At 53.6% G+C, this 15,491-nt stretch carries 14 protein-coding genes, 8 tRNA genes and 1 rRNA gene; 2 read left to right on the top strand and 21 right to left on the bottom strand.

Annotated elements, in window-relative coordinates:
* Nucleotides 1–164: 164 nt before the first annotated feature.
* From hisH to BN3277_RS08485, 6 genes are all read right to left on the bottom strand, one after another.
* Nucleotides 165–791: an imidazole glycerol phosphate synthase subunit HisH gene (gene hisH / locus BN3277_RS08510; RefSeq protein WP_059041856.1), complete on the bottom strand. Its 627-nt coding sequence runs from the start codon at nt 789–791 to the stop codon at nt 165–167.
* A 4-nt stretch (nt 792–795) separates the two neighbouring features.
* Nucleotides 796–1,410 (bottom strand): imidazoleglycerol-phosphate dehydratase HisB, encoded by a 615-nt coding sequence (gene hisB, locus BN3277_RS08505; protein WP_059041855.1) that lies wholly within the window; start codon nt 1,408–1,410, stop codon nt 796–798.
* The gene (gene hisD / locus BN3277_RS08500; RefSeq protein ID WP_059042683.1) at nt 1,394–2,707 is read right to left on the bottom strand and encodes a histidinol dehydrogenase; all 1,314 of its coding nucleotides are present in this window, start codon (nt 2,705–2,707) and stop codon (nt 1,394–1,396) included. Before hisD ends, hisB begins: the two co-directional genes overlap by 17 nt.
* 42 nt (nt 2,708–2,749) lie before the next feature.
* Nucleotides 2,750–3,394, bottom strand: a complete 645-nt coding sequence (hisG, locus tag BN3277_RS08495) for an ATP phosphoribosyltransferase (protein WP_059041854.1) — start codon at nt 3,392–3,394, stop codon at nt 2,750–2,752.
* Between the two features lie 37 nt (nt 3,395–3,431).
* Entirely contained in the window at nt 3,432–4,631 is a 1,200-nt protein-coding gene (locus BN3277_RS08490; protein WP_059041853.1) for an ATP phosphoribosyltransferase regulatory subunit, read from the bottom strand.
* Nucleotides 4,632–4,883: 252 nt separating this feature from the next.
* Nucleotides 4,884–6,101, bottom strand: a complete 1,218-nt coding sequence (locus BN3277_RS08485; protein WP_059041852.1) for an acyltransferase — start codon at nt 6,099–6,101, stop codon at nt 4,884–4,886.
* A gap of 215 nt (nt 6,102–6,316) precedes the next feature.
* On the opposite strand from BN3277_RS08485, the gene BN3277_RS08480 reads away from it, so the two are divergent.
* A complete protein-coding gene (locus BN3277_RS08480; RefSeq protein WP_059041851.1) occupies nt 6,317–6,841 on the top strand; it encodes a sigma-70 family RNA polymerase sigma factor in 525 nt (174 codons plus the stop codon).
* Nucleotides 6,834–8,246, top strand: coding sequence for a DUF4179 domain-containing protein (locus tag BN3277_RS08475; RefSeq protein ID WP_059041850.1), 1,413 nt, complete (start codon nt 6,834–6,836; stop codon nt 8,244–8,246). Before BN3277_RS08480 ends, BN3277_RS08475 begins: the two co-directional genes overlap by 8 nt.
* Before the next feature lie 329 nt (nt 8,247–8,575).
* Here BN3277_RS08475 and BN3277_RS08470 read toward each other — a convergent pair whose 3' ends face one another.
* The 15 genes from BN3277_RS08470 to BN3277_RS08400 all read right to left on the bottom strand — a co-directional run.
* Entirely contained in the window at nt 8,576–9,064 is a 489-nt protein-coding gene (locus tag BN3277_RS08470; RefSeq protein ID WP_059041849.1) for an acyltransferase, read from the bottom strand.
* On the bottom strand, nt 9,061–9,714 hold the full coding sequence (gene ppaX / locus BN3277_RS08465) for a pyrophosphatase PpaX (protein WP_059041848.1): 654 nt from the start codon (nt 9,712–9,714) through the stop codon (nt 9,061–9,063). The genes BN3277_RS08470 and ppaX overlap by 4 nt, the downstream gene beginning before the upstream one ends.
* A gap of 7 nt (nt 9,715–9,721) precedes the next feature.
* A complete protein-coding gene (gene lgt / locus BN3277_RS08460) occupies nt 9,722–10,762 on the bottom strand; it encodes a prolipoprotein diacylglyceryl transferase (RefSeq protein WP_059041847.1) in 1,041 nt (346 codons plus the stop codon).
* An 11-nt stretch (nt 10,763–10,773) separates the two neighbouring features.
* The gene (gene hprK, locus BN3277_RS08455) at nt 10,774–11,715 is read right to left on the bottom strand and encodes an HPr(Ser) kinase/phosphatase (protein ID WP_059041846.1); all 942 of its coding nucleotides are present in this window, start codon (nt 11,713–11,715) and stop codon (nt 10,774–10,776) included.
* 257 nt (nt 11,716–11,972) lie between these two features.
* Nucleotides 11,973–13,094, bottom strand: a complete 1,122-nt coding sequence (locus tag BN3277_RS08450) for an ABC transporter ATP-binding protein (RefSeq protein ID WP_059041845.1) — start codon at nt 13,092–13,094, stop codon at nt 11,973–11,975.
* 132 nt (nt 13,095–13,226) lie between these two features.
* Nucleotides 13,227–14,327: a PucR family transcriptional regulator gene (locus tag BN3277_RS08445; RefSeq protein ID WP_059042681.1), complete on the bottom strand. Its 1,101-nt coding sequence runs from the start codon at nt 14,325–14,327 to the stop codon at nt 13,227–13,229.
* A 127-nt stretch (nt 14,328–14,454) separates the two neighbouring features.
* Nucleotides 14,455–14,527, bottom strand: a tRNA-Lys gene (locus BN3277_RS08440).
* A gap of 7 nt (nt 14,528–14,534) precedes the next feature.
* Nucleotides 14,535–14,620 (bottom strand) — tRNA-Tyr (locus tag BN3277_RS08435).
* Between the two features lie 51 nt (nt 14,621–14,671).
* Nucleotides 14,672–14,744, bottom strand: a tRNA-Phe gene (locus tag BN3277_RS08430).
* An 84-nt stretch (nt 14,745–14,828) separates the two neighbouring features.
* A tRNA-Asp gene (locus BN3277_RS08425) sits at nt 14,829–14,905 on the bottom strand.
* Nucleotides 14,906–14,917: 12 nt separating this feature from the next.
* A tRNA-Thr gene (locus tag BN3277_RS08420) sits at nt 14,918–14,993 on the bottom strand.
* 35 nt (nt 14,994–15,028) lie between these two features.
* A tRNA-Val gene (locus tag BN3277_RS08415) sits at nt 15,029–15,104 on the bottom strand.
* 9 nt (nt 15,105–15,113) lie between these two features.
* Nucleotides 15,114–15,190, bottom strand: a tRNA-Met gene (locus BN3277_RS08410).
* A 20-nt stretch (nt 15,191–15,210) separates the two neighbouring features.
* Nucleotides 15,211–15,302, bottom strand: a tRNA-Ser gene (locus BN3277_RS08405).
* Between the two features lie 64 nt (nt 15,303–15,366).
* Nucleotides 15,367–15,491: ribosomal RNA gene (locus BN3277_RS08400) — 23S ribosomal RNA — on the bottom strand; the annotation flags it as partial.

Below are 15,491 nucleotides of genomic sequence, written 5' to 3'. Positions count from 1 at the left end.
AACTTCCCCCAGAATAACGCCACTTTTTACCGCTAATCATCCGCCCAGCCAGCCTATCCGCAAAAACAAGGCCATAAATTACCGCTAAATCTCATGTAGGTGGGCTGGTCAACTCCGCCTCAACTCAGCCTCGCCTCAAGACTCGCCCCAGCTTCAGCCTATCCTTACGCCTGCCGCCGTTCCACCAGCGCCAGGAAATTGCGCAGCAGCGCCATGCCGAGTTCGCCGCTCTTTTCGGGATGGAATTGCATCCCGAAGACGTTGCCGCGGCCCACGATGGCGGTCACCGGATGGCCGTAGTCGGTGACGGCCAGCACATCCTCCTGCTGCTCGGCTAACACGTGGTAAGAGTGGACGAAGTACACATGTCCCTCTTCCAGCCCCGCGAGCAGCGGGTTCTCCGGCTGCCGGAACGCCAGCCGGTTCCAGCCCATATGCGGCACCTTGTACCCCTCGGTGCCCGCAAACCGCACCGCTCGGCCCGGCAGCAAGCCGAGTCCCTCGTTCCGCCCATGCTCTTCGCTCTCGCCGAAGAGCAGCTGCATCCCGAGGCAGATGCCGAGCAGCGGAGTGCCCCCAGCGGCCGCCTGCCGCACCACGGCGTCCAGGCCCGACGCGCGCAGGTGCTCCATCGCGTCGCCAAAAGCTCCGACGCCCGGCAGCAGCACGCCGTCCGCCGCCAAGATCTGCGCCGCGTCCGCCGTAACGCGGCCTTCGTAGCCGAGGCGCTGCACCGCCTTGCTCACGCTATGCAGGTTGCCCATCCCGTAATCGACGATGGCGATATTCATCGCATTACAGCACTCCCTTCGTCGACGGCACCCCGCTGACGCGCGGATCGATGCTCGTCGCCTCGTCGAGCGCCCGCCCGAGCGCTTTGAACACCGCCTCGATCATGTGGTGCGTGTTCTGGCCGTAATGCACGATCACGTGCAGCGTGATCCGTGCCTCCAGCGCCAGCTTCCACAGAAACTCATGCACGAGCTGGACGTCGAAACTGCCGACCCGGTCGGAAGGGTATTCCGCACGGTATTCGAAATGCGGCCGGTTGCTGACGTCGATCACCACTTGAGCCAACGCCTCGTCCATCGGAATAAACACGCTGGAATAGCGTTTAATCCCTTTTTTATCGCCCAGCGCTTCCCGGAGGACCTGCCCCAGGCAAATGCCGATATCCTCCACCGTGTGATGGTCGTCGATCTCGATATCGCCGCGCGCCTGCACTGAGAGATCGAAATGTCCGTGCTTGGTGAACAGATCAAGCATATGATTCAGGAAAGGCACGTCCGTCTCCAGCTGTGAATTCCCGCTTCCATCCACCGTAAAGTTTAATTGAATGTCGGTTTCGTTGGTCTTGCGGCTGACGCTCGCTTGGCGAATCGCCGCTCCCCCGTTATGATTGTTGGCCATCTTGATTTCCCGCCTTTCCTTCCTGTTGCAGCCGCACCTCGATCGCCCGGGCATGACCCTCCAGGCCTTCCCGCCGCGCCAGCTCCATAATGGTTGCCCCGTTCTTCAAGAGCGCTTCCTTGCTATAGTAAATCAAACTGGATTTCTTGATAAAATCGTCCACATCCACCGGCGACGAGAACCGCGCCGTCCCATTGGTCGGAATGATATGATTCGGACCGGCAAAATAATCACCCACCGGCTCCGAGCTGTACGGCCCGAGGAAGATCGCTCCGGCGTTCTCCACCCGACCCAGATAGCCCATCGGATTCTCGACGATCAGCTCAAAATGCTCCGGCGCCAGCTGATTAATCACATCGATCCCGTCTTCGATGGAATCGACAAGGATAATCGCGCCATAACGCTCGATCGAAGCTCCGGCAATCGCCTTGCGCGGCAGCGCGGCCAGCTGCCGCTCCACCTCGGCCTGGCACGCCTTCGCAAACGCCTCCGACGGTGTCACAAGGATCGCTGACGCCATCTCGTCGTGTTCGGCCTGGGACAGCAGATCCGCCGCCACATAGGCGGGATCAGCGCTGTCATCGGCCAGCACGGCGATTTCACTAGGACCGGCGATACTGTCGATATCGACGACACCATACACTTCGCGTTTCGCGAGCGCGACGTAAATGTTGCCCGGCCCGCAAATCTTATCCACGGGCCGGATCGTGTCCGTGCCATAAGCGAGCGCCGCAATCGCTTGGGCCCCGCCGACCCGATAGATCTCATGTACGCCAGCTTCCGCTGCGGCCACGAGGATGTACGGGTCGATCCCCGCTGTGCCGCCCGTCGCCGGCGGCGTCACCATCACGATCTCCGGCACGCCCGCCACCTGGGCCGGAATCACGTTCATGAGCACGGAAGACGGGTACGCCGCCTTCCCGCCGGGAACATACACGCCGACGCGCTTCAGCGGCCGGATGATCTGCCCCAGCAAGCTCCCGTCCGGCTGTAAATCCATCCAGGAGTTGCGCTTCTGCCGGGCGTGGAACGCCCGGATATTCTCGGCTGCTCCGCGGATCGCTGTAACAAACGATGGCTCCACGGCCTCGTACGCTGCCTTCAGCTCCTCCTGCGTCACGCGCAGCCCGGACGCCTCCAGCTTCATCCCATCAAATTGCTCTGTGTACCGAAGCAGCGCCGCATCGCCTTCCGTTTTGATCGCCTGTACGATCATCTTCACCGTTTCGTTTTGTTCCGGCGAACCGTATTCCACTTCCCGCCGCAAATCAAAATCCTGTGCCGATACCAGTTTCATCATCCGGCATCCCCCTGCTTTCATCTTTGCTTATCGTTCATCTTAAGCTTGTTTAACCTCATCCCGCCGAATCACCTTGCTCAGCGCATCGCAAACGGCCTGGATTTCGGCGTTTTTCATACGGTAGCTGACGCGGTTGGCCACCAAACGGCTGGTGATCTCAAAGATCTTCTCCATCTCGACCAGCCCGTTCTCCTTGAGTGTCTGCCCGGTTTCAACCATGTCGACGATCCGGTCAGCGAGGCCGATCAGCGGCGCCAGCTCGATCGAGCCGTTCAGCTTGATCACCTCGACCTGCTGTCCTTGCTCGCGAAAAAACTGCGACGCCACATTCGGATACTTCGTGGCGACCCGCTGTTGAATTCCCGGCTTCCAATCCGGCAGCGCGATCACCGACATCCGGCAGCGTGCGATACCGAGATCAAGCAGCTCGTAAACGTCCCGGTTCTCCTCCATCAGCACGTCTTTGCCAACGATTCCGATATCGGCCACCCCGTATTCCACGTAGGTCGGTACGTCCACCGGCTTCGCCAGAATAAACTCCATGCCGATGTCGGGAAGCGGAATCACCAGTTTCCGCGTTTCGTCCACATCGTCTGGAATCTCGATCCCCGCCTCGCGGAACAAGGCGGATGCTTTTTTATAAATACGCCCCTTGGGCATGGCGACTTTGATGATCTGTTTCAATGGATTGTGCCCTCCTTCCAGGCAGCCCTGCCTTGACTCAAAAACTCACGAACGTCAGGATGTCGCCGTACGCCGGCCCCAGCGGCCCCGCCTTCCGCGCCGAATCCGGCGCGCTAAGCAGATCCTCCGGCCCTTCCGCGCGGCGCATCAGCACACTGCGACCTTCACCGCGCAACCGCTCCGCTTCGGCGAACGCCTGCTTCCGGTTGGGCGCGTCATACTGCAGAACCACCGGCAGTTCCGGTTCGCTCTCTAGCCCGCCCACTCCGTCAAGAATCCGGTTCGTCTTCAGCGAAAATCCCGTAGCCGGCGCAGGCCGTCCGAACTGCTGCAGCAAGTTATCGTATCGTCCGCCGCTGCACACTGGGAAGCCCAGCTCCGCTGCATATCCCTCGAAGGTCATCCCCGTATAATACGAGAAATCCCCGATCATCGTCAGGTCGATCATCACGTGTTCGGCCACCCCGAAGTCCTCCAGCGCATCCCACACCTGGCTGAGATGCCGCACCGACGATTGGGCTAGCGAATTGCCGCTCAGCTCCAACGCTTGGCCGCAAATCTCTTTCCCGCCGCGCAGGCGGAGAATCCCTTCCAGCTCATCCCGCTGCTCCGAAGATAGCGACAACTGGGCCAACGTTTCCCGGTAACCTACAAAATCGCGGTGCAGGAGCCCTGCCTTTAACGCTTCTTGGATGTCCTCCCGACCCGGGACGGCGTCCTCCAACAGACCGTTCAAGAAGCCGACATGCCCGACGGCGATCTTAAACGACTTAACGCCCGCCGCCTGCAGCGAAGCCACCGCCAAGGCGATCACCTCGGCATCGGCATCCGGGGAATCATCTCCAACCAATTCGACTCCGGTTTGGAAAAACTCCGCCTCCCGTCCCGCCTCTTCCTCAATGGCCCGGAACACATTGGCGTGATACGACAAGCGCAGCGGCAGCGGTTCTTCCTTCAATAAGGAGGCGACGACCCGGGCGATCGGCGCCGTCATATCGGAACGGAGCACCATGGTGGTCCCCCGGTTATTCAACAATTTAAACAGCTTCTGATCCGACGTCGAGCTGGCCACGCCAACCGTATCGTAATATTCCATCGTTGGCGTCATGATCTGCCGGTAACCCCAGCCCGCCATACAATCCAGGACACGCCCTTCGATCGCTCGCAGTTTATCCACCGCAAAAGGCAGATAGTCTCGGACCCCCGACGGTTTTTCAAAGCCCTTTGGTTTCGACAAGTGATTCACCTCACCGTTGTTCTCTCTCACACGATTCCCTTTATTATATTAAAGTGCTACCATACTACCAAAGTAAAGAGTAGCCCAATTTTATCATATTTTCTTTTGGACCGTCAATCGCTTCTTCCCGGTCGACTCCTTGATTTTGCTTGCCCTACAGTATTCCCCAAGCAAGGGTCAAAACCCTTGCGAATTCCCAATCTATGCAAAAAAACCGGCCGGGTATACCCGGGCCGGTTCAACTCCTCATAGTTACGTATTTGCGCCAATGGAAGGGTTTTGTCCGCTTTCCCGCCGTCCGGCCGGTTTCTTTTTGCGCAAGGAAGCTGGGACATTCCCAAGAAACCACGCCGCAAAGGGCAGCCGCCGGAAGCAGAGCTGCACGAACCCCCACGACAGGAACAACGCCAACATGGAGCCGACAATGATGTAGATCAGATAGCCAAGCGAGGCGCCGGGCAATTTCTGTTCGCTCCAGAAGTACCGATACACGAACAACACAAACGGGTGAAACAAGTAAATACCAAAGGAGAGCTCCCCTAACCGGGTCAGCGATCGGGTCCAGAAGGACGAACCTTTTCGATGGATGTAAAAGGCCGCCTTCATCAGCACCATTGCGGAAAATAAGGTGTGCACGTTCCATAGCAACTCAAACCACAGCGTGTTTGGCGAGCTATGGCCCTGACGGTACGAATACCAGAGTTGGACATGAGCAAAAGCGATCGCCAGCCAACTGATCCATAAAGCGGCTGTCCAGCCTTTTTGGACCTTCGACAGGGCTTTCCACTCCGTCGTGAGCCAGGCTTTGATTTTACCGAAATAGATCGCCAAGGCTGCACCAAACATGTAGTAACCTAAATAACTAAGCGCATAGCTTCCTTTATTCGGGAGCTGAAGCCCATACTTGTTCCAGAACACAAATCCCCATTGCAGCGCCAGACCACAAGGGAAAATCAGCGCCAGCAATACGCGGTGATTCCGGAAGGACTGAAACAGCCACAAAAACAGCGGAAACAACAGGTAAAATTGGATACTGATAAACACGAAATACAGATGAGTGTAGGCCGTGCCGGTTAGCAACGCCGTCCCCAGCGATTTCAGCTCGTACAGCTTGGAATTATTGACAAAATCATGACGGTAGATGGCAACCACCGCGAAATAACAGAAGGAGACCAAGAGGTAGGGTAAGATGATATAAGTGAGTCGCTTCTTATAGAACTTGCTTACCAACTGGCGGCTGATCGGTTGATCGTAATAATTGTAGAAGAGCACGAAGCTGCTCAGAAAGATAAAGGATGGGGTCCCGATTTTGAAAAAAATGTTCATCCAATTATAAAAGTAGTAGACCGGTGAATTTAGCGCTTGTTCAGCTGCCGCAAACGAGGAAGCATGCACCTGGATGACACTAAAGATCGCTAACGCCCGAAAGATATCCAGTTGCGGCAAACGTTCCTTGACCACCTTGCTCACTCAACCAACTCCTAATCATAATTAAGAAAGGCTTTTCTCATGTACTAGACGCCTTTTTATAGCAAAAGTTTCTATTTGCTACTCTTTTCACTATATCAGAAGTTGGTAAATCGTAAAACCGTTTGGCCTTCTTGGCCGTCTTTAACATAGGGAATCAAATTACCGGCCGGTAATCCCTGTACGCTGCATTTTACATTGGAAGGAAGGGGCCCGCTTTGGAAGAGAGAGAATGGGCTGCCGCTGCCTGCAGCGGAGACGAGCAAGCTTTTTATCAGTTGATATCCTTACACCGGCGCAAGCTCTACGGCATCGCTTACAGCTATTTGCGCAACGAATCGGACGCCCTGGACGCCATTCAAGAGACGGTCTGCAAGGCTTGGATCAAATGCCGGCGCTTAAAAGATCCCGAGGCCTTCATCCCATGGCTGATCCGGATACTGATCAACTGCTGTATCGATGAGCTGAAACGGCGGAAACGGGTTCTTCCGTACGTTGCGGAGACGGTGCAGCCTACCGGGGAAATGGTCAGCGTATACAAAATGGATCTGGACTCGGCCCTGGATCAGTTAAAACCGAAGTACCGCCATGTTTTGACGCTGAAATATGTTCAAGATATGACTTTGGCGGAGATCGCCCGGGTGCTGGACCGCCCGGAGGGGACGGTTAAAACTTGGCTGCATCAGGGCCTGAAGCAGCTTCGCCGCCATATGGATGTGGGAGGTGAATTGTATTATGGTTGATCGGGAGGAAGACCTGCTTTGGGCTCGTTATTTTGAAGGATTGGGTCTGGCTGAGAACCAAGTCCGGGACGAGAAGCTGGATGCGGCAATCCGCCGGGGGTTGGAGCAGGGGAGGACTCAACGCAGGATATGGCATCTGCGCCGGGGACTGACCTGGACAGCTGGCGTGGCAGGTACGCTAGCCGTTTGTCTATTGCTGCTATTTATGTGGCCGAGTGGAGGGATGTTTGATGGCTCACCATCCCCTTCTACGACAGCCAGTCAGAACGAAAACTATCCAAGTTATATCTCGTCCTTAATGACCTCCGAGATGGAGCGGGCTACCGAACTCGGCTTGTACCAACCCATCGGGAAGTCGACGGAAGTGGCGGGAACGAAGGTGACCGTAGACGGTGTACTAGCGGATGGGAGGACGGTGGTGTTTTTCTATACGTTGGAGAATATCCATCGCAAAAAGCTAGATACCGAAGTTCATCTGGGGCTTAAGGATGCCACTGGGAAAACGTTTGATTATTTACCTGTGTTTCTTCCCACCGGCACTTATCCGGACGACACTGTCACTCACTTAAAATACACGTTGAATATTGAGGATCCTGACGCACCTACTCGTCTGTTGTTATCCGTTAGTACGGAGGAGTCCAGCGACCAACCTATTAGTGAAATCCCGATGGAGTGGAGCAGCCAACCTTATACAGGGATGAAGAAAACTGTTCCCGTTAACCAGATCGCCACCATTTACGGTCACCCCCTAACGATCGATCAAATCGTTATGCGGCCGTTGAGTACGACGATCCTGTTCAAACCTCAGGAGAGCGTGGACCAATGGATGTCCCAATCCGTCAAAGCTAAGCTCTATTTAGGTGGAGAGGGCGAAGCGGAATTCCAGCGGTATGCACCGCTCCGAAGCCTGATCTATGACTATCAGACGGGGTCTACCGATGTGTATCTCATGGGGCTTGAATTTGGGAGCACCTATGATAAGGATTGGAATGAGGTGACGCTCGAAATTGATAACTTTGGCGTTTATCCGGAGAAACAACGATCCATTAGCCTGTGGGTAGACACAGACAAGGAGCAGCTTCTTTATTCCGAACCGTCAGTCAAGCAAGTGGAAGTGCTCGAACACGATAAAACTATTGAGGTTCTGCTCCATATGAACCAAACTCCGGGAAACAAGGTCAGTTCGCCTTTTACCGTGGATGAGTACTTCAACGACAATCAATTCAAATCCGTTTATCGTATCCTTCAGGATGACCGCTCCCCAATGTATACTTTGGACGGGGACAACGAAACGATACGGTTCGAAATAGATAAACGCGAATATACCCAGCCATTACGCATCACCGTGATGGAGAAATTAGACGACTCCTATAAACCCCAAGCCATCAAGATTCCCCTGAAATAACAACAAAAAGCGGTCCCGACCGGCGAATTGCCGGGTTCGAGACCGCTTTTCTTTACGCTTTCGTCCGTCGTTACCGTGTACCTAATCACCTGTAACGCTGACCACAAAGCTTATATCCACCAAAATCAACGTGTTACGATTCTAACGCTGACCACAATGCTTATTGTTGTTTTCTGTGGCCAAAATCCCCTGTTCTCTGCGAAATAGCGCTTCTCAGCGTCGTTGGAAATTCCACAATGCCAAAATCGTCCCAATAGCGATCCTGATCAGCGTTAGCACGCAAGCCATCAGCACGTGTTAGTTTCGTTAAGGTACATCGAGTACATCAACTAGGGATTCTTCCGCTCCAGCACCCGCAGCGGGTTGCCGCCCACAAACGTACCGGGAGCCACGTCTTTATGTACCACCGATCCAGCGGCAACAACCGCTCCGTCTCCGATCGTCACACCCGGGAGAATCGTGCTGTTCGCTCCGATCATCACCTCGTCGCCGATGCGCACTTCGCCTAGCCGGTATTCCTTAATCAAGTATTCATGGGCCAGGATCGTCGTGTTGTAACCGATCACCGAATTGCGTCCGACCGTAATCAGTTCCGGAAAAAACACGTCCACCATCACCATCAGCCCAAACGCAGTGTGCTCGCCCACCTTCATGCCAAGCACCCGGCGATAAATCGCGTTCTTGACCGAAAGGATCGGGCAATACCGGGCGATTTGGATAAATATGAAGTTGCGAACGCCCTTCCATGGGCTTACCGTTCGGTATAGCTGCCAAAGCGCATTAGGCCCTTCGACCGGATACCGCTTGACTTGTCTCACGAATTCACCGGCTCCCACCCTAAGATACCATATAAATCGGTCATATCCTGGAGGATGTAGTCAGGATCATATTTGCGTAGCACCGCTTCGCCTTTCAATGACCAAGCCACACCCGCAGCTTGCACGCCTGCGGCCTTCGCGCATTGCAGGTCGGCCGCACTATCGCCAACCATCAGCGTTCGCGCGGGATCGGCGTTCAGCTCGCGCAGCGCCGTCAGAATCGGTTCAGGATGCGGTTTGGGGTGCTTCACGTCCTCCACCGTGACGATCGCCTTCATATACGGTTTAAACCCGAACATGTCCAAGGCGAGCAGCGTCGTTTCCTTGATTTTCGTGGTAACGATGCCCATCGTGATCCCCCGTTCGTGCAGCTTGGTGATCACTTCCTTCACATGCGGAAAATCACGGATCAGTTCATCATGGCGTTCCCGGTTATATTTCCGGTAATCCGCCACCAGTTCCGCCACATCCTCGCGGCCAGAGAACATTTGCAGCTGATGCTCCAACGTCATCCCCATATGCGGAATGATTTCTTCCCGGGTATGCGGCTTCAAGCCGTTTTTTTCGATGACATGCAGGAATGTCGTAATAATCAGTTCATTGGTATTGATGATCGTTCCATCCAGATCAAATAACACGGTGTCTATCATGGGGGCGTTACTCCTTTTTATCTTCCGGAACCTCCGGTTGCTCCTTCACCGTTGTCTCCGCCGGCCGGGCTGCTTCCACCTTCTCCGGTTCGTTCACTTCGACTGCTCCCGGCAAAGCTTCTGCCGCTGCGATTTTCGTAGAAATAATCGGGTCGCTGTAATACGGCAAGTCGCGTACCGTGCGGCGGCGTACAATAATGAAGATAAGGGCCGCGATGACAATGCCAATCGCCAACAGCTGAGAAATACGTACGTTGCCGTAAGACGGCGCCAGATACCCTTGTTCAAAGCCAAGCCACGTCATCGGCGCCCACAGCCCGTTCACGAACGACGCAAGCCAGTCCGCTCCTTGGAATGCCAAGCTGTCGGTCCGCAGCGCTTCGATAAAGAAGCGTCCAATCGAATACCAGATGAAATAGGAGGCGAACATTTCCCCTGCTCGCATAAACTTCTGTCTGCGCAGGATGAGCAGCAGGATCAAGCCCACCAGGTTCCACAGTGATTCATACAAAAACGTAGGGTGATGGAACGTCCCCTGCACGTTCATTTGATTCACGATAAACGAAGGCAAATGCAGGTTGTCGCGGAGGAAGCCCTCCGTCGTAGGTCCGCCGTAAGCTTCTTGATTGACGAAGTTCCCCCAACGTCCGATCATCTGTCCGATAATCAGCGAAGGTGCGCAGATATCGGCGATTCGCCAGAAGTTATAACCGCGGCGCCGAACAAAAATCACTGCGCAAATAATCGCGCCGATTAACGCCCCGTAGATGGCAATACCGCCGTTCCATATTTTAAAGACATCCCAGAAATTATTCTTGTAATCATCCCACATAAACGCAACGTAATAAATCCGAGCGGCGATAATCGCCGACGGCACCCCCAGCAACAGCAAGTCCATAAAAAATTCCTGAGGGATGCGGAACCGCTTTCCTTCCCATACGGCTAAGAGAAGGCCCACTAAAGCGGCACTTCCTAGAATCAGGCCATACCAGTGTACTTTCAAGCCCCCGATGGAAAATGCGATCGGGTCCAATAACAAAGTGCCCATCGTTCACGCTCCTAATCCAAATCGTCGATATCTTCCGCAATCGTTTCGGTCAGTTTAGTAGTAAACTGAAGCGCGGCGTTATACCCCATTCGCTTCAAACGGAAGTTCATCGCAGCCACCTCAATAATGACAGCCAAGTTCCGTCCGGGACGTACCGGAATCGTCGCCAACGGTACATCGGTATCGATGATTCGTGTTGTCTCTTCATCCAGCCCCAGTCGGTCATACTGCTTCTCCTGTTGCCAGGCTTCCAGTCTCACGACCAGCGAGATTCGCTTGTTGTTACGAATCGCCCCGGCGCCAAACAACGTCATGACATTGATGATCCCAACGCCGCGAATCTCCAGCAGGTGGCGGATCAGCTCGGGGGCCGTCCCGTGCAATTGGTTATCCGAGGTTTGGCGAATTTCCACGGCATCGTCCGCAATCAGACGGTGGCCGCGCTTCACCAGCTCGAGCGCCGTCTCGCTCTTACCGATACCGCTGCTGCCGGTAATTAGCATCCCGACGCCATAAACATCGACGAGTACCCCGTGAATGGTTGCCGTTGGTGCCAGCTTCCGCTCCAGGAAACTCGTGATCCGGCTGGACAGGATCGTTGTCGCCATGCTGCTGCGAAGGACCGGAATCTGCTTCAATGAGCTGATTTCAATGAGTTCCTCCGGGACATTCCAAGACCGGGTGACGATAATGCACGGCGTCTCCTCGCTGCTGCAGAGCCGTTCCATCCGATCTCTCCGCTCTTTCTCCGGAAGCATCTCAAAGAAAGCGAGCTCGGTTTTCCCCAGAATCTGAACGCGCTCCGGCGGATGGTATTCAAAATAACCAGCCATCTCCAGGCCCGGTCGATACAGGTCGTCAACCGTGATCGCACGCTTTAACCCCTGCTCTCCGGAAACCACCTCGAGTCCGAATTGGTTCACTAATTCGGAAACTTTCACTTTTTTAGCCATGGTGTTCTTCCTTTCCCCTGCCGTCATCCAAGATGAGGCTGCCCGTCTGAAACGGACTCCGGCTCCAATATAAGCTGCCTTGACGGCATTCATTCATCTTGTTACTGGATCACTTAATGTATTCATCGTAAAGGAAATTGTCACGTAAATCAATCATTGCCCCGGGAGCAGCCCCGGGTCCTTAACTTTGGAGCAGTCATTTCTCCCATTTAACAAAAAAACCGCCCCGAAGGGCGGTTTCTTCATCGCTTAACGGTTTAGCTGAAGAACACGTTGCGTTCTGTTTCTTTGTCGAAGATATGAATTTTGTTCATATCGATCGCCAGTTTTACGTTATCGCCTTCACGCGTGTTGGAGCGGCCGTCAACGCGAGCGATCAGGCCGTCGCCGCCAGCACCGTTCAGGTACAATTGCATTTCGTGACCCAGGTTTTCTGTCAGGTACACGTTTGCAGTGAATGTCGTTTGTGGCGAAGCTTCCAGGAATACTGGCTCTTCATGGATGTCCTCAGGACGAATACCCATGATTACCTCTTTGCCAATGTAGCCTTTTTCTTTCAGAACGGTTGCTTTGCCTTGTGGCACAACAACATCCATGTTGTTAGCTTTGAAACGAACCGTACCGGCTTCTTCAGCCAAAGTACCATTTACGAAGTTCATCGTAGGCGAACCGATAAAGCCAGCTACGAAGATGTTGCCTGGTTGGTTGTACAGCTCTTCTGGAGAAGCAGCTTGTTGAATGATACCGTCGTGCATAACCACGATCCGGTCACCCATCGTCATGGCCTCGATTTGGTCATGTGTTACGTAGATGCAAGTCGTTTCCAAACGTTTAACCAGTTTTGTGATTTCCGCGCGCATTTGACCGCGCAGCTTCGCATCCAAGTTGGAAAGCGGTTCGTCCATCAGGAACACTTGAGGATCGCGGACAATTGCGCGGCCCAAGGCAACCCGTTGACGTTGACCACCGGAAAGAGCTTTTGGTTTGCGGTCCAGCAAATGCTCGATGTCGAGGATTTTTGCGGCTTCGCGAACGCGTTGGTCGATTTCGTCTTTCTTCACTTTACGCAGTTTCAAACCAAACGCCATGTTTTGATATACGTTCATGTGCGGATACAACGCGTAGGATTGGAATACCATCGCGATGTCGCGGTCTTTCGGAGCAACGTCGTTCACGACGCGGTCGCCGATGTACAGTTTACCTTCCGTAATTTCTTCCAAACCAGCGATCATCCGAAGGGTCGTGGATTTACCGCAACCGGACGGACCAACCAGCACGAGAAACTCTTTATCCGCGATATCAAGGTTGATGTCTTCTACGGTTGCTTTTGCAGCACCCGGATATTTTTTGAAAATGTGTTCTAAGCGTACGCCTGCCATGTGTTTGGCCTCCCATGAATTAAATTTGGTGGTGTTTAAAGGTTCTATGCCTGTTATGAAATCGGATACATTTTATATTTATATATTAGTCGATAGGAGTTCACCCATCCATCCACAAACTGCACAAAAAACTCAGGACCTTTTCGTCACTTTATACAATAGCAGTTCCAGCTTGACCAATACGGCGTCTTTAAACGTTCGCACATCCAGCCCGGTCTCCTGTTTGAACTTATCCATACGGTATAATAACGTATTCCGGTGAATATAAAGCCGCTTGGCGGTTTCACTGACATTACAGTCCAATGCAAAAAACGTCTCCAACGTCGTTAACGTCTCTTCGTCCTGCAGCAGGCCGGCGCGATCTCCGAGTTCCTGTACGAATTGATGGCGTTGCTCCTCCGGAATGCTATAGACCAGCCGCTCCAGCTTCAATTCCCAAGGCAGATGGATTTGATCGGTTACATTAAATACTCGTCCAAGGGCCAACGTCTGACGCAAGAACAATGTAGCCGAAGCCAACTCGGTCTCAACAATTAAAGTATTCCCAACTGTAAGATGAAATCCCCCAACCCACTCATTGGTCACCAGCTCGTATAAGCCTTGGCATAACGCGCTCAGCAAATCCCGCTCCGTCTCGGCCGCCTCTTCGCTCTCCTCCCGCACGCTCATAAACAGCTCTTCTCCCAGCAGGATCAGCCAATCGTCCTTCAACGGGACCAAGATGACTTCACCCCCGAAATAACTCTTCAAGAGCTTGTTCAGCTTCGAAAAAGAAATTGCCTGCCCTTGACCCGAACTTTCCCAATTCAGCAAAAAGGGCAGCATTTTCCCCTTCAGCTTCGCCTTTAAGGTCAAACGATCCGGCACCGGCTGGTTTAACTCGCCCAGCTCTAAACGTTCCTGCAGCCACTCTCCAAGCTGGAGGCTGCGCGTCTCATCCTCCCGCTTTAAGCTAGTTACGGGGGAAGACGATTCGCGAGCCGCGGACAGCAGCAGTTGGATCAACTGGGCCTCCGCCTCGGTCACCTTGGAGGCCTCCGTTTCAAGAACGCGTACGCTTCCTTGTTGGCGCTCCACGAGCCATACCCATCTTTGTTCAATACGATAAGGACCGACTTTCCGCTCGTCCAATTCCGCGATGGCGTTATTCCAGACCTGCGTTTCCCAGACATTCTCTGAAAGCGATGCGCCGACCACGCTCTCCACTTGCTGTTTTAACCATTTGATATCCATAGCGGTGCCTTTCTCTCCAAGCATTTTAAGGTTCATTAAAATCATTTTATCATACCCGTCGGAGGAAACGTAAATCCCGCCTCAACGCAAAAAAAACCGCTAACCCTAGGGTTAACGGTTTTAGGCATGAGCCATGAAGGACTCGAACCTTCGACACCCTGATTAAAAGTCAGGTGCTCTACCAACTGAGCTAATGGCTCATAAAACTGGTGGAGGCTGATGGATTCGAACCACCGAACTCGTCAGAGAACAGATTTACAGTCTGCTGCGTTTGGCCACTTCGCTAAGCCTCCATATGAATTATGCTTCCCCATTCCCGTGAAAAAGATGTAGGAGCATAAAAGTGGCTCGGGACGGAATCGAACCGCCGACACGAGGATTTTCAGTCCTCTGCTCTACCGACTGAGCTACCGAGCCGTAGGTTTTACGGTAAAATTTCCAAAAAAATAAAGCGGTGAAGTTATTCACTTTCCCACTTTACGGTGGAAATATTGAAATAAATGGCGGAGCCGACGGGATTCGAACCCGCGGTCTCCTGCGTGACAGGCAGGCATGTTAGGCCTCTACACCACGGCTCCGCGTGAAGTAAATGGTGCCGGCGAGAGGACTTGAACCCCCAACCTACTGATTACAAGTCAGTTGCTCTACCAGTTGAGCTACACCGGCACGGTGTAAATGATTGTTGTGCAAGGTTTTAAAGATGGTGGAGGCTGAGGGGATCGAACCCCCGACCCTCTGCTTGTAAGGCAGATGCTCTCCCAGCTGAGCTAAGCCTCCAGGATGTTATGGTAGCGGCGGAGGGGATCGAACCCCCGACCTCACGGGTATGAACCGTACGCTCTAGCCAGCTGAGCTACGCCGCCACAATATAAGCTTGTACAAATGGCGGAGAGAGAGGGATTCGAACCCTCGCACCGCTTACGCAGTCTAACCCCTTAGCAGAGGGTCCCCTTATAGCCACTTGGGTATCTCTCCAAGCCATAAATTCAAGGTTTAATCCTTGAAAACTGAATACGAAACGAATTTGCGTGTTAGTTAATTGGATAAGCCCTCGACCGATTAGTACCTGTCAGCTCCATACATTGCTGCACTTCCACCTCAGGCCTATCAACCTCGTCGTCTTCAAGGGGTCTTACTAATTGGGAAATCTCATCTTGAGGGGGG

This window comes from Paenibacillus rubinfantis, from assembly GCF_001486505.1.
In the GTDB taxonomy this organism is placed as follows: domain Bacteria; phylum Bacillota; class Bacilli; order Paenibacillales; family Paenibacillaceae; genus Fontibacillus; species Fontibacillus rubinfantis.
Note: the sequence above shows the minus strand (reverse complement) of the source record. Positions and strands in the feature narration are given on the sequence as shown.